This window comes from Kribbella sp. VKM Ac-2571 (assembly GCF_004362255.1).
In the GTDB taxonomy this organism is placed as follows: Bacteria; Actinomycetota; Actinomycetes; order Propionibacteriales; family Kribbellaceae; genus Kribbella; species Kribbella pratensis.
In genome coordinates this window covers 229,233-249,063 of the sequence record NZ_SNWS01000002.1, presented here as the reverse complement: position 1 = coordinate 249,063, position 19,831 = coordinate 229,233, and the positions used below count along the sequence as shown (strand labels likewise).

At 69.3% G+C, this 19,831-nt stretch carries 19 protein-coding genes; 7 read left to right on the top strand and 12 right to left on the bottom strand.

Annotated features, from left to right (window positions below):
• Positions 1 to 90: 90 nt before the first annotated feature.
• Entirely contained in the window at positions 91 to 681 is a 591-nt protein-coding gene (locus EV651_RS05180; protein WP_133782571.1) for a TIGR03086 family metal-binding protein, read from the top strand.
• On the opposite strand, the gene EV651_RS05175 is transcribed toward EV651_RS05180, so the two are convergent.
• The 3 genes from EV651_RS05175 to EV651_RS05165 all read right to left on the bottom strand — a co-directional run bounded on the left by EV651_RS05175 (position 631) and on the right by EV651_RS05165 (position 4,618).
• A complete protein-coding gene (locus EV651_RS05175) occupies positions 631 to 1,863 on the bottom strand; it encodes an FAD-dependent monooxygenase (RefSeq protein ID WP_133782569.1) in 1,233 nt (410 codons plus the stop codon). The two genes, EV651_RS05180 and EV651_RS05175, sit on opposite strands and share 51 nt — an antisense overlap.
• Positions 1,864 to 2,066: 203 nt before the next feature.
• Positions 2,067 to 4,079 carry an NADPH-dependent 2,4-dienoyl-CoA reductase gene (locus EV651_RS05170; protein WP_133782567.1) on the bottom strand — a complete coding sequence of 671 codons (2,013 nt, stop codon included), beginning with the start codon at positions 4,077 to 4,079 and terminating at the stop codon, positions 2,067 to 2,069.
• Positions 4,076 to 4,618, bottom strand: a complete 543-nt coding sequence (locus EV651_RS05165; protein ID WP_133782565.1) for a PadR family transcriptional regulator — start codon at positions 4,616 to 4,618, stop codon at positions 4,076 to 4,078. The genes EV651_RS05170 and EV651_RS05165 overlap by 4 nt, the downstream gene beginning before the upstream one ends.
• A gap of 125 nt (positions 4,619 to 4,743) precedes the next feature.
• Here EV651_RS05165 and EV651_RS05160 point away from each other — a divergent pair, with 125 nt between their 5' ends.
• The gene (locus EV651_RS05160) at positions 4,744 to 5,223 is read left to right on the top strand and encodes a cation:proton antiporter regulatory subunit (protein ID WP_238156676.1); all 480 of its coding nucleotides are present in this window, start codon (positions 4,744 to 4,746) and stop codon (positions 5,221 to 5,223) included.
• A 1-nt stretch (position 5,224) separates the two neighbouring features.
• Positions 5,225 to 6,451 (top strand): cation:proton antiporter, encoded by a 1,227-nt coding sequence (locus EV651_RS05155; RefSeq protein ID WP_133782563.1) that lies wholly within the window; start codon positions 5,225 to 5,227, stop codon positions 6,449 to 6,451.
• Between the two features lie 69 nt (positions 6,452 to 6,520).
• Here the strand turns inward: EV651_RS05155 and EV651_RS05150 are convergent, their stop codons facing one another.
• Genes EV651_RS05150 through EV651_RS05135 form a run of 4 tightly spaced genes read right to left on the bottom strand, consistent with a single transcriptional unit; the run spans position 6,521 to position 9,623 of the window.
• A complete protein-coding gene (locus tag EV651_RS05150; RefSeq protein ID WP_202870165.1) occupies positions 6,521 to 7,108 on the bottom strand; it encodes a YdeI family protein in 588 nt (195 codons plus the stop codon).
• Positions 7,105 to 7,596, bottom strand: a complete 492-nt coding sequence (locus EV651_RS05145) for a methylated-DNA--[protein]-cysteine S-methyltransferase (RefSeq protein WP_133782562.1) — start codon at positions 7,594 to 7,596, stop codon at positions 7,105 to 7,107. The genes EV651_RS05150 and EV651_RS05145 overlap by 4 nt, the downstream gene beginning before the upstream one ends.
• Entirely contained in the window at positions 7,593 to 8,147 is a 555-nt protein-coding gene (locus EV651_RS05140; RefSeq protein WP_133782560.1) for a GNAT family N-acetyltransferase, read from the bottom strand. Before EV651_RS05140 ends, EV651_RS05145 begins: the two co-directional genes overlap by 4 nt.
• Positions 8,148 to 8,150: 3 nt before the next feature.
• Entirely contained in the window at positions 8,151 to 9,623 is a 1,473-nt protein-coding gene (locus EV651_RS05135) for an AlkA N-terminal domain-containing protein (RefSeq protein WP_133782558.1), read from the bottom strand.
• 279 nt (positions 9,624 to 9,902) lie between these two features.
• Here EV651_RS05135 and EV651_RS05130 point away from each other — a divergent pair, with 279 nt between their 5' ends.
• The 4 genes from EV651_RS05130 to EV651_RS05110 all read left to right on the top strand — a co-directional run bounded on the left by EV651_RS05130 (position 9,903) and on the right by EV651_RS05110 (position 16,004).
• A complete protein-coding gene (locus EV651_RS05130; protein ID WP_133782556.1) occupies positions 9,903 to 10,643 on the top strand; it encodes an SDR family NAD(P)-dependent oxidoreductase in 741 nt (246 codons plus the stop codon).
• A gap of 768 nt (positions 10,644 to 11,411) precedes the next feature.
• Entirely contained in the window at positions 11,412 to 12,194 is a 783-nt protein-coding gene (locus EV651_RS05120; RefSeq protein WP_133782554.1) for an LLM class flavin-dependent oxidoreductase, read from the top strand.
• 76 nt (positions 12,195 to 12,270) lie between these two features.
• On the top strand, positions 12,271 to 13,275 hold the full coding sequence (locus EV651_RS05115; protein WP_133782552.1) for a LacI family DNA-binding transcriptional regulator: 1,005 nt from the start codon (positions 12,271 to 12,273) through the stop codon (positions 13,273 to 13,275).
• A 44-nt stretch (positions 13,276 to 13,319) separates the two neighbouring features.
• Positions 13,320 to 16,004: a glycogen debranching protein gene (locus EV651_RS05110; RefSeq protein ID WP_238156675.1), complete on the top strand. Its 2,685-nt coding sequence runs from the start codon at positions 13,320 to 13,322 to the stop codon at positions 16,002 to 16,004.
• 410 nt (positions 16,005 to 16,414) lie between these two features.
• Here the strand turns inward: EV651_RS05110 and EV651_RS05105 are convergent, their stop codons facing one another.
• The 5 genes from EV651_RS05105 to EV651_RS05085 form a co-directional block, all read right to left on the bottom strand.
• Positions 16,415 to 17,182 carry a hypothetical protein gene (locus tag EV651_RS05105; RefSeq protein WP_133782550.1) on the bottom strand — a complete coding sequence of 256 codons (768 nt, stop codon included), beginning with the start codon at positions 17,180 to 17,182 and terminating at the stop codon, positions 16,415 to 16,417.
• 76 nt (positions 17,183 to 17,258) lie between these two features.
• A complete protein-coding gene (locus EV651_RS05100; RefSeq protein WP_133782548.1) occupies positions 17,259 to 18,155 on the bottom strand; it encodes an ATP-binding cassette domain-containing protein in 897 nt (298 codons plus the stop codon).
• Positions 18,155 to 18,514 (bottom strand): GntR family transcriptional regulator, encoded by a 360-nt coding sequence (locus tag EV651_RS05095; protein WP_133782546.1) that lies wholly within the window; start codon positions 18,512 to 18,514, stop codon positions 18,155 to 18,157. Before EV651_RS05095 ends, EV651_RS05100 begins: the two co-directional genes overlap by 1 nt.
• A gap of 225 nt (positions 18,515 to 18,739) precedes the next feature.
• Positions 18,740 to 19,627, bottom strand: a complete 888-nt coding sequence (locus tag EV651_RS05090; protein WP_133782544.1) for a GPP34 family phosphoprotein — start codon at positions 19,625 to 19,627, stop codon at positions 18,740 to 18,742.
• On the bottom strand, positions 19,620 to 19,829 hold the full coding sequence (locus EV651_RS05085; RefSeq protein WP_133782542.1) for a hypothetical protein: 210 nt from the start codon (positions 19,827 to 19,829) through the stop codon (positions 19,620 to 19,622). The genes EV651_RS05090 and EV651_RS05085 overlap by 8 nt, the downstream gene beginning before the upstream one ends.
• Between the last annotated feature and the right edge of the window lie 2 nt (positions 19,830 to 19,831).

Genomic DNA, 19,831 nt, shown 5'->3' with positions numbered 1-19,831 from the left:
CCGCCGCGGGATTTTCCTTGTATTCCACGCGATTCCCTGCGAAGTCCGCCGTACCGGCCTATGCTCCTTAAGGCGACGGGAGGAGCGCGGATGGATATCCGGGATCTGGATCGCAGGGCCGGCGCGGTGCTCGGGGAAGTCGTGATGCAGGTACGGCCCGAGCACCTGTGGTTTCCCACCCCGTGCCCCGACTGGACGGTGCGAGGGCTGATGCGCCATCTGGTCAGCCAGAACGAGGGCCTCGCCGCGGCCGCGTTGAACGGCTCGGCCTCCGTGCACGTCTGGACCGGCGGTCGCCTCGGCGACAACCCGGCCGGCGCCTACCGCCGCTCGAACGTGCGGGTCGCGGACGCCTTCGCCGACGGCGGCGCGCTGGACCGGCTGGTGGAGGTTCGCGAGTTCGGTTCGTTCCCGCGCCGGATCGCACTGACCTTCCACCAGCTCGACTGCGTCGTGCACGCCTGGGACCTGGCCCGTGCGATCGACGTCCCGTACAACCCGCCGCCCGACATGGTCGAGATGGCGCTCACCCTGGCCCGCCGGATCCCCGACACCGAGGCGAACCGCGGCGCCGGCTACGCGTTCGAACGTAGCGTCAAGGTCTCCGGCACGGCCCCCGACCTCGACCAGCTACTCGGCCTCCTCGGCCGCAACCCGGAGTGGGTCAGCCCGCTGGACTGAGTAGTCGGGCAGGTCGATCGCGTCCGGTTTCGCGACGGCCGACTTCGCGAGTACGCCGACCAGCAGCCGCGACGTCATCACCCGCAGCATCAGATCGCGGTAGCCGATCCCGAACCGGCTCATCGGCATCGCCATCTTGATCCCGCCCGGCGGCAGCTCCATCCGCTGCTCGACGTACGCCTGCATCCGGGCCTGGTACGCCGGGAACGCGCGGACGTGATCGCCCTGCGCAGTGGCCAGCTCGCCCGCCAGCACGTACGCGCCGACGAGTGAGAGCGCCGTACCGTGGCCGGCCATCGGTGAACCGCAGTACCCGGCGTCACCGACCAGCGCGACCCGGCCGCGGGACCATTCCGGCACCTCGACCCGGCTGATGGTGTCGAAGTAGAAATCGTCGGCCGCGTCCAACCCGTTGAGGATCTGCGGGGTGTGCCAGCCGAGCCCCTCGTAGCGCGACCGCACGAGCAGCTTCTGCGCCTCCACGTCACGCCGGTCGTACGTGAGCACTGGCGACCGGAAGCTCAACAGGGCCTTCGCGAACCGCGGATCGCGGTCCGGCCGCAGACCGACCCAGCGCCCGCCCGGAGCGGTGTAGAGCTTCATCCAATGGCCCAGGTCCTCGGGCGCCTCGACTGTGAAGTACGAGGTGTAGCCGCCGAGGTGGCGCACGAACTGCTCCTCCGGCCCGAACGCGAGCCGCCGTACCCGGGAGTGCACTCCGTCCGCGCCGATGACGAGATCGAACCGCCGCCGCGTCCCGCTCGCGAACGTCACGTCGACGCCGCTCGCATCCTGCGTCAGCTCGGCGACCGAGTCGCCGTACAGGTACTCCACCTCGCTCGTCGCGTCGGCCAGGATCCCGGCGAGGTCGCCGCGGAGGATCTCGATCTCCGCGACCGGCCCGGCGCCGTCGAGGAGTTCCGCGGGCATCGCCGCGGCCTGCCGCCCGTCGGCCTTCACGTACGCGAGCCCGCGCTCGTGCAGCTGCCGCTGGGCGACGGCCGGCATCAGCCCCATCCGCTCGGCCACCACGCGCGACACCCCGCGCAGGTCCACGGTCTGCCCACCCGACCGCGGCGCCGACGCGATCTCGACCACCGTCGGCGCGAACCCGAACCGCCGCAACCAGAACGCCAGCGCCGGACCCGCAATCCCACCACCGGAAATCAGCACAGTCTTCATATCCAGCTCCCATTTACTAGTGCGCGTACGCTGTACAGTGCACTAGGTGGGCAGGACGGCGCCAACGAGCACTAGTGCACCGGGCGGGGTGCACTAGGCGTACCGAAGGACGGGTAGAGGTAGCCGGAAGCCCCGCCGACCGCGCTTGGTCGCGCTTGCGGGGCGCCCACGCGCGCGACTACTACCCGTTCTTCGGTACAGCGTCAGAGCGTGAGGGCCAGCCGGGTCGCTTGCTCGATGGCTCGCTTGGCGTCGAGTTCGGCGGCTACGTCCGCTCCTCCGATGAGGTGGACGGGACGACCGCTGGCGCGGAGCACCTCGGCGAGGTCGCGGACCGGTTCCTGGCCGGCGCAGACGACGACGGTGTCGACGGCGAGCACGCGCGCCTTCTCGCGTTTCGGGCCGAACGTGACGTGCAGGCCTTCGTCGTCGATGCGTTCGTAGTTCACCCCACGCAACTGCTCGACCTGCTTGTTCTTCAACGCCGCCCGATGCACCCACCCGGTCGTCTTCCCGAGCCCGGCGCCGATCTTCCCGGCCTTGCGCTGCAGGAGATACACCTTGCGCAGCGACGGTTCCGGCCGAGGTACGGCGAGCGCACCGGGGAGCAATGTGGGATCACCGACGCCCCACTCCGCCTTCCATGCGGCGAGATCCGGCGTCGTGGTGGTCAAGAACTCGCTGACATCGACCCCGATCCCGCCGGCCCCGATCACCGCGACCGTGTCCCCGACCGGTTGACGTTCGCGGACAACCTCGACGTACGAAAGGACCTTGGGGTGATCGATGCCGGGGATCGCGGGCACTCGCGGTACGACGCCGGTCGCGAGCACGATCTCGTCGAACCCGGCCAGGTCGTCGACCCCGGCGCGGCGGCCGAGGTGCAGTTTGACGCCGGTCAGTTCGAGCCGCCGACGGTAGTACCTGATCGTCTCGGCGAACTCTTCCTTGCCCGGGATCTGCTGGGCGATCCCGAACTGCCCGCCGATCTCCGCATCCGCCTCGAACAGCTCCACGTGATGCCCGCGCTCGGCCGCCGTCACAGCCGCCGCGAGACCAGCCGGACCGGCTCCGACGACAGCGATGCTCTTGGTACGCCGGGTCGGCAGCAACTGCAACTCGGTCTCGCGAGCCGCCCGCGGATTGACCATGCAGCTCGCCTTCTTCTTCGCGAACACATGATCCAGGCACGCCTGGTTGCAGGCGATGCAGACGTTGATCTCGTCGGCCCGGTCAGTTGTTGCCTTCAGCACCCACTCCGGATCGGCCAGGAACGGGCGGGCCATGCTGACCAGATCTGCATCGCCGCGGGCGAGGACCTCCTCGGCGACCTGAGGCAGGTTGATCCGGTTCGACGTGACGACCGGGATCTTCACGTGCGGCTTGAACGCCGCGGTCACGCTGGTGAACGCCGCCCGGGGCACGGACGTGACGATGGTCGGGACGCGCGCCTCGTGCCAGCCGATGCCCGTGTTGATGATCGACGCCCCGGCCGCCTCAATCTCCTTGCCCAGAGCAACCACGTCGTCCCAGGTCTGCCCGCCCCCGACCAGATCGGCCATCGACAGCCGGTAGATGATCAGGAAGCGGTCTCCGACCCGTTCCCGGGTCCGCCGGACGATCTCCACCGCGAGCCGGCGCCGGTTCTCCGGGCTGCCGCCCCAGCGGTCGGTCCGCTTGTTCGTGCGCTCGGACAGGAACTGGTTGATGAAGTACCCCTCGGACCCCATGATCTCGACGCCGTCGTACCCGGCCTCGCGGGCGAGCGCCGCACAGTCGACGTACGCTTCGATCTGCTTGCGGACACCGCGATCGGACAGAGCGCGGGGCTTGAACGGGTTGATCGGGGCCTTCAGCGCGGAGGCGGAGACGCTGAACGGGTGGTACGAATACCGGCCGGCGTGCAGGATCTGGAGGGCGATCCGGCCGCCCTCGGCGTGCACGGCATCGGTGAGCAGGCGATGCTTCCGGGCCTGTCGCCGGTTGACGAGAGTCGACCCGAAGGGCGTCAGCCAGCCGGTGCGGTTCGGCGCGTAGCCACCGGTCACCATCAGGCCGACGCCACCGCGAGCACGCTCGGCGAAGTACGCCGCCAGCTTGGGCAGGTCGCTCAACCGATCCTCGAGCCCGGTGTGCATCGACCCCATGATCACCCGGTTCGGCAGGACCACATGGCCGAGATCGAGCGGCTCGAGCAGATGCGGATAGGAACTCATCGGTTGTCCTTCCGGAGGGCGTCGATCACTTCGTCGCACCAGGCGACGAAGGACTCCTCGGCGCGGACCCCGCCGCGCAGTACGAGGTACTGGTGCAACTCTCGGCCGCGCAGGCCGGACGGCTTCGGGAAGTCCCGCTTCTGGATCCCGCGGTACACCTCGAGCCGCGTCGCGTGCTCGGCCCGGTGCCGCTCGATCTCCTTCAGCACGAGTTCGACTGATCCGAGCGAGGCGCCGCGCAACTTCACCCCGAGGCCGTCTCGCAGTACGGCGGGATCCTCCGGCTCGGCCAGCCAGCGTGCCAACTCCGCACGCCCGGCCGCCGCGACCCGGTACACCTTCTTGTCCGGGCGCCCGTCCTGGGCGATCTCGGTGTGCTTGACCCAGCCCGCCTCGTCCATCCGGCGCAGCACCCGGTAGATCTGCTGATGCGTGGCCGGCCAGAAGTACCCGATCGACCGGTCGAACCGCCGGGCCAACTCGTACCCGGACCCGGCCCGCTCGGTCAGCGAAACCAGAATCGCGTGCTCCAGCGCCATGACCCCGAGGCTACCTATGCAACCAGTTGCACTGCACCTGATTGCATCCCAGGTCACACCACTTGTCCGAACAAGCCTTGCCCGGTTTGAGAGAATGGTTGCAGACGCCACCTATTGATCGGAGCATGATGAATCACCCGACCAAGACGACGTTGCCCGGAATCGGCGTGCGGTACGACCTGGTCACCGACGCCGGTCAGCATGTCTCGGTGGTGGTGCACAACGACGGCCGGCGGTTCCTCGGCTTCCACAATCCCGAGGACGACGACGAGTGCCAGGCCAGCGTCCCGTTGGGTCCGGGCGAGGCGGCCGCGCTCGCGCAGTGGCTGATCCCGGAGCAGCTCGACCCGGTCCGCGGCGAGATCGAGATCGACCTGGTCACGGAGCACATCCCGATCACCGCCAAGTCGCCGTACTCCGGCCGGACGCTCGGCGACACCCAGGCCCGCAGCCGCACCGGCGCGTCGATCGTCGCGGTACTGCGGCGTACCGGGGCGACCCCGTCGCCGACGCCGGACTTCCGGTTCGCGACCGCCGACACCCTGGTCGTGGTCGGTACCCGTGAGGGCGTCGACGCCGTGGCCGATCTGATCGCCGGGGGCTGAGGTGCACGAGAACATCACCGCCCTGCTGATCGAGTTGGGCGCGGTCATCCTTGCCCTCGGCATCCTCGGCCGGATCGCCGGCCGCCTCGGCTTCTCGCCGATTCCCCTTTATCTGCTGGCCGGTCTGGCGTTCGGGCACGGCGGGTTGTTGCCCTTGGCGGCGAGCGAGGAGTTCGTCGCCACCGGCGCCGAGATCGGCGTGATCCTGCTGCTGTTGCTGCTCGGGCTCGAGTACACGGCGTCCGATCTCGTCAGCACGCTGAAGACGCAGTACATCTCCGGAGCGGTCGACTTCCTGCTCAACGCGTTGCCTGGCGCGGGGGTCGCGTTGCTGCTCGGCTGGGGTCCGGTCGCGGCGGTCGCACTGGCCGGTGTCACCTGGATCTCGTCGTCCGGCGTGATCGCGAAGGTCATCGGAGATCTCGGCCGGCTCGGTAACCGGGAAACACCGGTGATCCTGGGGATCCTGGTGCTCGAGGACCTGTCGATGGCGGTCTACCTGCCGATCCTCACCGCGCTGCTGGCCGGCGTCGGGCTGGCCGGCGGGAGCATCACGCTGCTGATCTCGCTCGGGACGGTCAGCGTGGTGCTGTTCATCGCGCTCCGGTACGGGCGTGTCATCAGCCGGGCCGTTTCCTCGGACAACCCGGAGATGCTGCTGCTCGTCGTCCTCGGCCTCACGCTGCTCGTCGCGGGAATCGCCCAGCACTTGCAGGTGTCGGCGGCGGTCGGCGCGTTCCTGGTCGGCATCGCGTTGTCCGGTGAGGTCGCCCACGGCGCCCGGAACCTGCTCAGTCCGCTGCGCGACCTGTTCGCCGCGGTGTTCTTCGTGTTCTTCGGGTTGAGCACCGATCCGGCGAAGATCCCGCCGGTGCTGGCGATCGCGTTCGGGCTGGCGATCCTGACCGCGTTCACGAAGATCATCACCGGCTGGTACGCCGCTCGGCGTGCGGGCATCTCGACCGCGGGTCGCTGGCGCGCGGGCGGGACGCTGGTCGCGCGCGGTGAGTTCTCGATCGTGATCGCCGGTCTCGCGGTCGGCGTCGAACCGAAGCTCGGTCCGCTGGCCACGGCGTACGTGCTGATCCTGGTCATCCTCGGCCCGGTCGCCGCGCGCTACACCGAGCCGCTCGCGCGCCGCCTCACTCGCAAACCCACCAAACCGACCGAACCTCACGAGGTCCCGGCCGCCGAGCGCTTGGACGACACCGCCCACACAGCCGGCTGACCGTGCCGTACTTGGCCGGTCGAAGCACCCAGTTGCGTCGGCCGTCAGCGGACCCGGTTGCGTCGGTTCTCAGCGGACCCGGTTGCCGTTGGCGGCTTGCGCGACGGTCTCGGCGATCCGACGCTTCCGAGTCTCCGCGCGCTTGGCGAGGGTGATCCACTCGAGGATCGTCCGGCGGGCCGACGGCGGGAAGGCCCGGAAGTTCTCGTCCGCCCGCCGGTCGGCCGCCAGCGCGGCCCGCAGGTCGGGCGGGACGATCAGGTTCTGCGCATCGGCGAGCAGATCCCACGTCCCGGTGCTCCGGGCGTGCGCCACAAGCTCCTCACCCGGCGGCATCATCAACCCCGCCGCGGTCAGTCGCTCGACCCGCTCACGATTCACCTTGCTCCAGGTGCTCCGCGGGTTCCGCGGCGTGAAGCACTGGTACGTCGTCCGCTCGTCGCGCCGGACCGTCTTGCTGTCGATCCACCCGAAGCACAGCGCATGCTCCACCGCAGCCTTCAGATTGAGACCGCCCGCCTCGCGATGCACGACGAGCCAGACCGACCGTTCACTCCGCCCGTTGGCAGCCAGCCAGCCACGCCACTCGTCGACATCCGCACAGTTCAGGGCCTCGTTCTCGTTCATGAAACCGGCATGCGCCGGATAAGTGCTCATCCAGTGAGCAGTTTTTCTCCCCGTTCGTGATCGAGCAGCGCCTGCTTGCGTTCGATGCCGCCGCCGTACCCGGTGAGGTGGCCGGTCGAGCCGACCAGCCGGTGGCACGGCACGATGATGCTGATCGGGTTCTTCCCGTTCGCCAGCCCGACCGCCCGAGCCGACCCCGGCTTCAGACCGAGCGTTTCAGCAAAACCGGCGTACGTCGTGGTCGTGCCGTACGGGACGTCCTGGAGTGCGACCCAGACGTCACGCTGGAACGGCGTACCGACGAGGTGCAGCGGTACGTCGAAGGTCGTGCGGCCGTGGTGGAAGTACTCGTCCAGCTGCTCCGCCACCGCGGGGAGGACCGCGTCGTCGCGATCACCGAAGCCCGCCTGCTCCGGGCGGTAGCGCTGCTGGTCCATGTACAGCCCCGTCAACTCGCCCGCATCGGTCCCCACGAGCGTGAGCGGACCGAGCGGGCTGTCGACGACGGCGTACGTCACCGGGTGGACTCCCACTGCGCGCGGTCGATCCGGTAGAGCACGTGCCGCTGCAGCCGGTGGCCCTCCTCGATGCGCGGGTGGTCGAAGTCGCCGGGCTCGTCGTGCACCATGCCGATCCGCTGCATGACCCGCTGCGACGGCAGATTCGTGGTCGTGGTGAACGAGACGACCGCGTCCAGCCCGGCCGGCCCGAAGCCGTGCGCCAGCGCCGCGCGGGCCGCCTCGGTCGCATAGCCGTTGCCCCAGGCACCCTTCGCGAGCCGCCAGCCGATCTCCACAGCCGGCATGAAATGTGCCTCGAAGCTCGGCACCGACAACCCGGTGAACCCGATGAACTCACCGGTGTCCCGCACCTCCACCGCCCACAGCCCCCATCCACGCTCCTCGATGGCAGGGATCTGCCGGTCGATCAGCGCGTCGCTCTGCTCCAGCGTCTGCGTGGCCGGGAAGTGCTCCATCACGGCCGGGTCCGCGTTCAGCGCGGCGAACGGCTCCCGATCGGAGTCGCGCCAATTGCGCAGCAGCAGCCGGTCGGTGGTCAGTTCGGTCATTCGTCACTCCGTGGGGATCTTGTTGATCGCATGGTCGCCAGTGGCCCACAGGTACTGCACGGCGTACGCACGCCAAGGCCGCCACGCGCGGGCGTGGTCGGTCAGGAGTTTGGGGGCCTCGGACAAGCCTAGGTCACGAGCGGCGTACCGGATGCCCAGATCGCTGGCCACGAAGGCATCGGGGTCACCGAGAGCGCGCATCGCGATCGACTCCACCGTCCACGGCCCGATCCCCGGCAGCGCGGCCAGTTGCTCGCGCGCACGATCCCAGTCGGCGCCGGCGCCCAGGTCGATCTCACCGCGCGCGAGCGTCGCGATCAGCGTGGTGAGCGTCGTACGGCGAGACTTCGGGAACGCCAGCGTCTCCGGGTCGAGCTCCGCGAGCGCCTGCATCGTCGGGAACAGATGCGTGAGCCCTCCTGCCGCGTCCTCGATCGGCTCGCCGTGCTGCAGGACGAGGCGGTGCGCGTGCGTCCGTGCCGCGGCCGTCGACACCTGCTGGCCGAGCACCGCCCGTACGGCGAACTCCTCGCCGTCGACCGTGTGCGGGACCCGGCGGCCGGGCGCCTTCGCGATCAGCGGAGCGAGTACGGGATCGGTGCCGAGCAGGTCGTCGACGGCAACCGGGTCCGCGTCCAGGTCGAGCATCCGGCGGCAACGGCTGATCGCGATCGCGAGATCGCGCTGATCGGTGAGCGAGAGCTGGCAGGCGATGTGGTCCGGCATCGGCCGCAGGGCGACGACACCGTGCCCGTGCGGGAGTCGCAGCGTGCGGCGGTAGTGGCCGTCGCGCCACTCCTCGACACCCGGTACTCCGGTCGCGATCAGGTGACCGAACAGGTTGTCGGGCGTCAACGGTGCGCGGAACGGGAGCCGGAGCGAGATCGTTCCGGGCGTGGCAGACGTCGTACCCCGGCGGGCTCGGCGGCGCAGCTCGGTCGGCGCGAGCGCGAAGACCTCCTGCACCGTTTCGTTGAAGGTCCTCACGCTGGAGAACCCGGCGGCGAACGCCACGTCCGCCATCTGCAGCTCACTCGTCTCGATCAGCAACCGGGCGGTCTGTGCACGTTGCGCCCGGGCAAGCGCGAGCGGACCGGCGCCGAGCTCGGCCTGGAGCTGACGTTGCACCTGGCGAACGCTGTACCCGAGCTGACCGGCCAGCCCCGGTACGCCGTCGCGGTCGACGACGCCGTCCGCGATCAGGCGCATCGCCCGGGCGACCAGGTCGGCGCGGTCGTTCCACTCGGGTGAGCCCGGACTCGCATCGGGACGGCACCGCTTGCAGGCGCGGAAGCCTGCCTGCTGGGCGGCCGCGGCGCTCGGATAGAAGCGCATGTTCTCGACCTTCGGCGGCACCACCGGACAGCTCGGTCGGCAGTAGATCTTGGTGGTCAGGACCGCCGTGAAGAACCACCCGTCGAACCGCGCGTCCTTGGACTGCACCGCCCGGATGCATCGCTCCCTACACTCGTACACGCCCTCCAGCATCCCTGCCGCCACCGACAGTTCCTAGCGGTTTTGCGACATGGAGGTGGAGTGGGCGACGGGATGATGGCCGGTGCACCCCAACCGGTGGCATCGCACAGGAAATCCCCGGTGCAACGCCACCGGAACCTGTTCAAGCCACCCGCAGCCGGCGCGTCTTCTGGCTGAGCCGCCGGCGTGGAGGAGGGCAGGTTCGCGGTTTTGCGACGCGAGGATCCGGTGGCCGATTCTCGCCAGCTTCGCCGTCGTCGTGCCGCTGAACTTGAAGGCATGAACGAACTACTTGGCAAGAAGGCCCTGGTCACCGGCGGCAGCCGCGGGATCGGCGCGGCGACCGCAGTCGCACTGGCGGAGCGTGGCGCGGATGTTGCGATCACCTACAACTCGTCCGCCGACGCCGCGGCTTCGGTGGTGAAAGAGATCGAGGCGCTCGGGCGGCGCGGATTCGCCTATGCGGTCGACTCGGGTGACGCGGTGGCGGTCGGTGACGGCGTACGGCGGGCTGCGGAAGCCCTTGGTGGATTGGACATCCTGGTCAACAACGCCGGCGTCGGTGCGATCGCGCCGATCACCGACCTCTCGCTGGAGGACGTCGACCGAGTGATCGCGGTCAACGTCCGCGGGGCCTATGTGGCCGCGCAGGCCGCCGTACCGCACCTGTCCGACGGTGCCCGGATGATCCACCTCGGGAGCTGCGTGACGGGGCGGGTGCCCGGGCCGGGGATGACGCTGTACGCAATGAGCAAGTCCGCGATGACCGGCCTGAGCAAGAGCCTCGCCCGCGAACTCGGACCGCGCGGCATCACGTCCAACGTCGTCCACCCCGGCCCGACCGACACCGACATGAACCCGTCCGACGGCCCCTTCGCCGCCGCCCAACTCACCAACCTGTCCCTCCCCCGCTTCGGCACCCCCGCCGAGGTAGCAGCCGCCATCACCTACCTGGCCGGCCCGAACGCGTCGTACATCACCGGCACCGCCCTAACCATCGACGGCGGCCACACCGCCTGACGCACACAACAACGGGTAGTCCCCCGCGCCACGGGCCTGCTGCACCCCACTCCCGAGCGCCAGCCCGCTCACCCAAAGCCCGCCCCACCCCCGCACTACCCGTTCTTCCGCACGCCCCAACCCCACCCACCCGCCTCCACGGCCACGTCACCCCAAGCGCCACCTCCGCGGCCACATCACCCCACCACGCCAACACGACGGGATATCCCCCCGCGTCGTGGGTTCTCTACTCGTATACGAAGGGAGAACCCCGCACGCGAGGGGATAACCCGTCGTCTGCCCGACGGGCGGGATGGCCAACCGGCGCGGCGACAGCCGGCGCTGACAGGCGCGGCGACGGCGGGCGGCGGCCGGGGTGGCGGCGGGGGTGGCGGGGGTGGCGGGGGTGGCGGGGGTGGCGGGGGTGGCGGGGGTGGCGGGGGTGGCGGGGGTGGCGGGGGTGGCGGGGACCGAGGTCAGACGGTGGGGGTTGGGGACAGGTGGTGGGGACTGGGGACAGGCGGCGGGGACTGGGGACATGCAATAGCAGGTGTCGACCCACCATTGCCTGTTGCATGAGCGCGGATCGGGCTGATCACCGCCCACATAGCGGGCGCTAGAGCAGGCAGCGGAGGCGAGATCGGGCAGGGCGAGGTCACGCCGGACGTGATGCGGATGCGCAAGGTCGAGAGGCGGTTATCCCGGGCGGAGCGGGCGGCGGTGGGTGTCGGTGGGCGGGGGGGTGTCGGTGGGCGGGGGGTGTCGGGGGGTGGGGTTAGCGTCGGGGGTATGAGGTTTTCGGTGACGGTGGGGGCGGTGGGGGTGGGGCGGGATCCGCGGGGGCTTGCGGAGTTGGCGAAGGTTGTGGAGGGGGCGGGGTGGGACGGGTTGTTTCTGGAGGACTATCTGGTCTACCAGGGGGATGCGTCGCAGCCGACGTACGATCCGTGGGTTTGTCTGGCGGCGATGGCGATAACCACCGAGCGGATCCGGATCGGGACCACCGTCACGCCGTTGCCCCGGCGGCGGCCGTGGAAGGTGGCGGCGGAGGCGGTGGCGTTGGATCACCTGTCCGGCGGCCGGATGATTCTCGGAGGCGGGATCGGCGACCCGGGTGACCCGTTCATGGAGAGCAACGATCCGCGGGGGCTCGCGGAGATGCTCGACGAAGGGCTCGCGATCATCGACGAGCTGTGGACGGGACAGCCGGTGAACTTCAACGGGAAGCACTACACGCTGAAGGACGCGCAACTGACGGCCCGGCCGGTGCAGGAGCCGAGGATCCCGATCTGGGTAGGAGGCAACTTTCTCGTCCCGTCGGTACGGCGGCGGATCCTCCGCTGGGACGGCTCCTGCGCGTACAAAGGCACCACGGACGCACCCCAGCAAATCACCCCGGACGACGTCCGCGCGCTACGCGCCGACAGCGGCCGGGACCTCGACGTGAAGGTGAGCGGCGGGGACCCGGCCGCGTTCGCCGAGGCCGGAGCGACATGGTGGGGCCGATGGATCCCGCCACTGCCCGTCACCGAGACGCGAGCCGTCATCGAGCAAGGTCCTCCGGTGCTCTGAACCGTTGACAGCACGGCAACCTCAGGGAGAGACTGCGGATTGTTTTTAACGTTCAAAACGTCCGTGGGAGGTCGCTGTGGCTACTTTGAAGCAGGTCGCCGCCCACGCCGAGGTCTCCGTGCAGACGGTGTCGAACGCGCTGAACGCCCCGCACCGCCTGCGCGCGGACACGCTCGAACGCGTCAACCGCTCCATCGAGCTGCTCAACTACCGGCCCAATCGTAACGCCCGCAGCCTCCGCACCAGCGCCGTCGAGCTGATCGGGTACTGCGTGCCGAGCTGGCCGAACCAGACGCACCTGGTGATGGACCAGTTCCTGCACGCCCTCTGCGCGGCCGCCGAACGCACCGGCCGGCACATCCTGCTCTTCACCGCACCGGGCGGCGTCGACGGTATGCCGACGTACGACGATCTGCACGCGCGCCGGATGGTCGACGGCTTCGTCCTGTCGCAGACCGAGACGCACGACCCGCGGCACGGCTGGCTGAAGGAACAGGACATCCCGTTCGTCAGCTTCGGCCGGGTGTGGAAGGAAACCACGCAACCCGGCCCGTGGGTGGACGTCGACGGCGCGGCCGGCTCCGCGATGGCGGTCCGGCACCTGTACGAGAGCGGCCGTCGCCGGATCGCCTTCCTGGGCTGGCCGAAATCGTCCGGGCTTGGCGAGGACCGGGTCGGCGGCTGGCGCGACGCCTGCAAGGACCTCGGTCTGCCGACGACCGGGCTGACCGTCCGGTGCCGCGAGGACAGCATCGAGGAGGGCGCCCGCGCCACCGCGCGGCTGCTCGACGCCGGCCGGACCGTCGACGGGATCGTTGCCCTGAGCGACATTCTCGCGCTCGGCGCGCTCCGCGAGCTCACCCGCCGCGGCCTCACCCCCGGCCACGACGTCGGCGTCACCGGCTTCGACGACTCGCCGCTCGCCGAGGTCGTCTCCCCCGGCCTGACCAGCCTCCGGCAACCGATGGACCAGATCGCCGAGGAACTGATCTCGATCCTGACCGGCTCCAGCAACGGGACCCCGGTCGAACGCCTGCTGCGACCAGAACTCGTGATCAGGGGCAGCTCGACCCCTGGCTGATTTTCGGCGCTTCTCCCCGGGCGCCGCGAGAAGGAGGAACCGCCATGACTCCCTATCCGATCAACCGAAGTAGCCGACGTGGTGCAGCCCCACCCCGCAGACCGGTACGCCGGGCCGCCGGTATCGCTCTGCTCGCCACCGCGACCATCCTGGCCGGCACCGCCTCGGCCCTCGCCGGTCCGTCCAGCACCACCGGATCGGCCGTCGCCGGTTCGGCCGGGCGCCTCGCGACCGCCACCTCACCGGCCGCTGCGTCCGAGCTCTCCGAGACCACTCGCCTCACCGACCGGCGTTCGCTCATCGTCGGCGACCGGGCCTACGCGATGGGCGACGAGTCAGGTCTCTACCCCGCCGCCGGGTGGCACATCCGCGGTGAGATGGGCGGCTTCTGGTCGCAGCCGATCAAGCTCCTGGACGGCATCTGGTTCGGGCTCGACGGCAACTGGCTCGGCAAGCAGGTGCCCGCGACGAAGTACACCAGCGGCCACGGGTACAGCCGGATCGACTACTCCGGATCCGTGAATGTACGCCGTACCGACTTCGTCCCCGACGGCATCCGCGCGACGCTCGTCGGACTCACCCTCAGCTCGAGTACGGCGAAGACGGTCAAGCTCGACGTCGACGCGCACTCCGAGCTGATGCAGCCGTACCCGTGGGGCTGGACCACTCCGAGCGCCGCGGACGCGAACCTGCCCGACACCGGCGACTTCAGCGACGGCGCGCTCCGCTTCCGCGAGCAGGGCACCCCGTCGTACCCGAACGCGACCGCGCACGACTACGCCGCCTTCGTCGGATCGTCCCTGCGTCCGACAAGCCACCAGCTCGGCGCGGACCACCGCGGACCGCAGAGTCCGGCGGTGACGTGTCCGGCCGACGGTACGACGCCTGCGCGCTGCGACGACTCGCTCGTCGGGAAGGGCACCGGCGGCCGGCTCACGTACGACGTACCGCTGGCGGCAGGTCAGCAAAAGACGATCTGGTTCGCCGTGGCCGGATCGGATCAGGGCAGCCGGGCCGCGGAACGCGAGTACGGCAAGGCGCTGAGCGCCCCGGACAAGTTGCTGCGGGCAAAGACCTCCGCGCGGCAACAGATCGATGCGCAGTCTGCAGTGGACCTTCCTGGTGACCGTCTCCTGCAGCAGAGCGTCGAGTGGAGCAAGCAGAACCTCGCGGATTCCGTCCAGGAGGCGCGCAACCTGCGGATCCGGGACGTGAACGAAGGCAAGGACTACCCGGCGCCAGTCGGGACGGTGCCGACCGCCCGCTGGTTCGGCGCCGGCTTCCCGGACTATCCGTGGCTGTTCGCGACCGATGGCGAGTACACGGCCTTCGCCGCAGTCGCGGCCGGACAGTTCGACACCGTGAAGGAGCACCTGCGGGCGCTCCGCGCTGTCAGCGACCTCCTGAACAACCGCAGCGGCAAGGTCGCGCACGAGGTGACACCGACCGGCGACGTGTACTTCGGCTCGAACCAGAGCGCGGGCAACACCGACGAGACGGTGAAGTTCCCGAGTACGGTCGCACTGCTGTGGCGCTGGACCGGTGACAACAAGTTCCGCGACGAGATGTACGACTTCAGCGTCCGGAACCTGCAGTACATCTACAAGTCCCTCGACAAGGACAATGACGGCTGGCCCGAGGGCCTGGCGAACGTCGAGCGCGCGGGCATGGGCGTCGAGAAGCTCGACAGCACGGTGTACCTCGCCCGCGGTCTGCGGGACCTGGCCGACCTGGCCGCGTCCAAGCACGACACGAAGGTGCAGCAGTGGGCGACCGGCCGCGCCACCGATCTCGAGTCCAAGTTCGAGGCGCAATGGTGGGTGCCGGCGGCGAAGGGGTACGCCGACTCGATCGACGACCCGGCCAACCCGGCGAACGACAACACCCCGATCTTCCAGCGGCACTGGATCGGCGTCACGCCGATGGAAGCGGTACTGACTCGTCCCGATCAGACGTCGCCGCTGGCGTCGGCCGAGCACGCGAAGATCGCGCTCGATCAACGCGAAACCTCTTGCTACACGGGAGAATTCGGTCTCTTCCACACCGGCACCGGCCCGACCTCGGCCGAGGGCGGCAACCGCGGTGACACGTGTGACCCGATCGTCTCGACGGTCCAGAGCGAGCGCACCATATTCGGTCTGAACACGTCGATCATGGCGGTTGCGGAGGGCAACTTCGGTCGTCTCGGCACGAAGCAGCAGCAGCGGTACACCACCGGCAACGCCCGGATCCAGCTCGATCCGTCGGTCTGGGAGACGCCCGGTGCGATGCCCGAGATCGCTCCGTCGCCGGACTCGCCGGCGAACATCGGCCGGCCGTTCTACGACCGCTCGATGACGCTGCAAGCCTGGGGCGCGTACGGCATCCTCTGGCCGGTGATCCACCAGCAGCTCGGCGTCGATCCCGATCTGGGACACGCGCGGATCGCCGTCGTACCGCAACTTCCCGAAGGCCAGCAGAAGGTGGCCGGTAGCAACATCCGGGTCGGCCGCGGGGCGATCGATGTGTCGGCACGCCTTACAGATAAGGCGTTGTCGACCGAGGTGACCGCGAAGAACATGGACGCAGCGATCACGGTCGGCGCCGTACTGCCGACCGGCGCACAGGTGCGGAACGTCGCGGTCGACGGTCACACGGCGCAGTACCAACTGGTCACGACCAGCCGCGGGACGGAGGTGCAGGTACCGGCGAGCGGCGCGCGCACGCTCCTGACGATCACGCTGAAGTAGACCTCTCGAGGGCCGGCCGGTGCGCAAACGTTTAGCACACTGGCCGGCCTTCTCACGCCCGGGAATCCGGTACTGCGGAGTCTTGATGCGCAACGAAAGGCGGGCCCCTCCGAGTATGAGTCGGAGGGGCCCGCACAGCTGAAGGAAAGTGACGTCTCCAGCTTCCCGATACGGGTCCGTAGAGGCCGGCAGACCCCGTCACCGGTCTACCTCGGTGGGGATCCCCACCGCGAGGGCCCTCGGTTTCCGTTCGACCCGCCGCTCCGATCGAAGCAACGTGTCGACCTTTCTACCGCTGTCGGTAGTCCCGGCACAACCCTTTACAGGCAACAGTTTCGGTCATCCACAGTAGGACCGCAATCATCCACAGAAACCGTCCGGGTTATGCACAGCCCCTGTGCATAACCCCCTTAGCCCTTAGGCGGTTTGACTGCCATCGGTTGCAGGAGCCGGTACCCGGCGTACGCGCCGAGCACGCTGACCACCAGGACGGAGGGTACGGCGACCGCGAGGGGTGGACGGTGGTACCCGATGTTGTTCAGCACGTCCGCGAGCCACTGCGCGACGAGCAGGAACTCGGCCGCCGCCGCGGGCACCAGGGCAAGCGGCAGCAGCAGGACGCCGCGCCAGAATCCGAACCGGACGAACGTGATGCCGAGCAGCCAGCCGGTCACCTCGTGGGCGACGATCATCAGGAAGAACTCGGCGAACACCAGACCGATCTGCGACGTACTCGTGAACAGGTGCGGGTTGGTCAGTTTGCCGGGCCAGTCCTGCCACGCGTACAGCACGTGTTCCACCTGGTAGACCAGCACCCACAGCAGCGCGGTGGCGGCTGCGGCACCGGCGAGATAGATGCCTGCGGCAACCGAAAACATCCGGCGGGTGATGCCCTGAGAGATCAGCAAGGCGAAGTACGCCGGGGTGACGGTGATGCCGACCGCCATCGAGAAGTACTTCGGCGACTGAGTTCCGTAGTCCCACGCGCTGCTGGTGACGCCGCCGGACAGCAGCTGGATGACGATCCCGATCAGGAACAACGCGAAGACCATCACCGCCCAGTAGCCGAGCAGCATCGGTCGCAGACCGATCGCCAGCGCGCGCAGCACGTGCTTGAGCCGATGCCAGTCGGTGACCCCACGCGGCAGCACCGCTTCGGCCTTGACCGCCGAGCTCATCCACGTCCTCGCTTCGCTCCGGGCGCGGATGAGACACGAGATACGCAGTGCTGTCTGATGAACTCGCTTCGCTCGCTCATGACTTGACCCCCGTGAGGTGGACGAAGAGGTCCTGGAGACCGACTGGGCCGATCTCCAGGCCGGCGGCGGTCGCCTGTGCGAGCAGCGCCGGGTCGAGGTCGCCGAGGACCGTGGTCGACTTGGTGCCGCCCAGCCGTTCCTCCGCGAGCACCGTGAAGCTCGCGGTGAACTCGTCGACGACCGCGGCCGGACCGACGATCGAGGCGCCACGCCCGCGGAGCGCGTCGACCGGCGACTGGGTGACGAGGCGGCCCTGGTCGAGGATCACGACCTCCTCGAGCATCGCGCTCACCTCACTCACCAGATGGGTGGAGAGCACGATCGTCCGCGGCACCTCGGCGTAGTCGGCGAGCAGCATGTCGTAGAACAGGTTCCGCGACGGGACGTCCATGCCCAGGTAGCTCTCGTCGAAGATCGTCAGCGGGGCGCGGCTGGCGAGACCGAGGACGACGCCGAGCGCGGACTTCTTACCGCGGGAGAGCTTCTGGATCTTCTTGTTCAGCGGGACCTCGAAGCGGTCCAGGAGTTCGCCGGCGAGGTCGGCGTCCCAGTACGGCCGCAGCGCCGCGGCGAGGCCGACCGCATGCTTGACGGGTACGGCGTCCGGACGGTCACCGGACTCGCGGATCAGACACACCCGGCTCGTGACGACCGCGTTCTCGTACGGCTCCTGCGCCGCACCGAGGTCACCACCCTCGATCAGCACCCGCCCCTCGTCAGGCCGCCGGAAACCGGCCAGTGTCGCGGCGAGCGTGCTCTTGCCGGACCCGTTCCGGCCGAGCAACCCGTGGATCTTCCCCGGCGCGAGACGCAGATCGAGCCGGTCCAGCGCGGGCACACCGGCGAACCGGACCGAGAGATCCTCGGTCCTGACAGTCAGGGCGGCGGTCATCAGGCGTCTCCGTAGGTGCGGATGTGCTGGAGGATGTCTTTGAGGGGGATGCCGATCGCCTTGGCCTCGCGGATCATCGGGTCGACGACGTCGGCGAAGAACGAGTCGCGGCGGCCGGTGCGGAGCAGGTCGCGGGCGTTCGGCGCGACGAACATGCCGATCCCGCGCTTCTTGTAGAGGACACCGTCGTCGACCAGCTGGGCGAACCCCTTGGCCGCGGTGGCCGGGTTGATCCGGTAGAAGGCGGCGTACTGGTTGGTCGACATCACCTGCTCGTCCTCGGCCAGCGCGCCGGTCACGATGTCGTTCTTGATCTGCTCGGCGATCTGCAGGTAGATCGGACTCCGGTCGTCGAACACCACTCCACCCCCCTTCCTCGGTTCATTACTTGAGTAACGAACCATAGCGGCGCTGGAGGTCAGGGCGTGTGTCCCGGTCCCACGGCGTAGCGAGCAGGTGCTCGGTGCGGTGGCTCGGCGTGCTGGAGTGAAGGCCTCGATCTGGTTTCATCGTGGCCTTTGCTCCAGTGCGGCGAGATGCCGTGCCGAGTGCCGCGCAGTAGCCGTGGGGCCGGGACGCACGCCCTAGCCCCCGGCTGAGTACTGCGATTGTTGGAGGGACTTCTTCAGGGCCGGTACGACGGGGCCCACGCGGACCGCGAGCTGGGTGAGGCGATCCTTGTGCCGGGCTCGCTGCTCCTTCGTGACGACCGTGCGCAGATCCGCCGTGGACGCGAGTACGACGACGGCGGCGTCGCGGAGGTCGACCCGAGTAACGGGCCGGGACGGTCGCAGGGTGTCGCGGGCGCTTTGGAGGATGTGGCGGCGTACCAGAGGATGGCGCAGCGTGATGCGGGCCGCCGGGAAGATGCCGAGGACGCGGTGCGGCTCGACCTGGATCAGGTGTGTGCGGGCGAGCTCGTCGCGAACCTGACGGACGGTCGCGCCCGCCCGCCGATCGATCCAGTGCCGCCAGCGCCGCGGACCCATCGCCCGCAACTCCTCGAGCACCGCCGCAACCACCGGATCCACCGGCACCGGCGCGGAACCCGATCCAGGCGAGCGCGATCCAACCGAGCCCGATCCAGCCGAGTGCGATCCAGCCGAGCGCAATCCGCCCGAGCCGAACGAGCCGGAGCCGAGTGAACCCGATCCGAATGAGCGCGATCCGGTTGAGCGCGGTCCGGTTGAGCGCGGTTCTGGCGTCGTCACCCGGGCCCGGCCGCCGTCGTCTTCGATGTTCCCGTTGAGCTGCAGGTCGATCAGCACCGCTGCCCGTAGCACCTTCCCCAACTTCGACCGGGCCGTCAGCCGCCCGCGTTCCGGGTCGTAGGCCAGCAGGAAAACCCTGGCAGCCAAGGAGTCCGGGGCAGCCGCGTTGCCGAGCGCAACCGTCTTTCGGGGCCGGGCCGGTCGCCTGGCCGACGTCGAGCGCTCCGGCCGCCGCAGCGGCGTCACCACAGCTCTACTCATCGTTGTCCTCCTTGGACGGGCGGCCCGGGCGACGTTGTTTCGTCACGCCGGTCGGGAGGCGACCGGCGTCGGCCAGGGCACGGCGGAGCAGGAACTCGATCTGGGCGTTCGTGCTGCGCAGGTCGTCGGACGCCCAGCGGGCGAGCGCGTCGTGCACCGCGGGATCCAGCCGGAGCAGGATCTTCTTTCGTTCGACGGGCACCG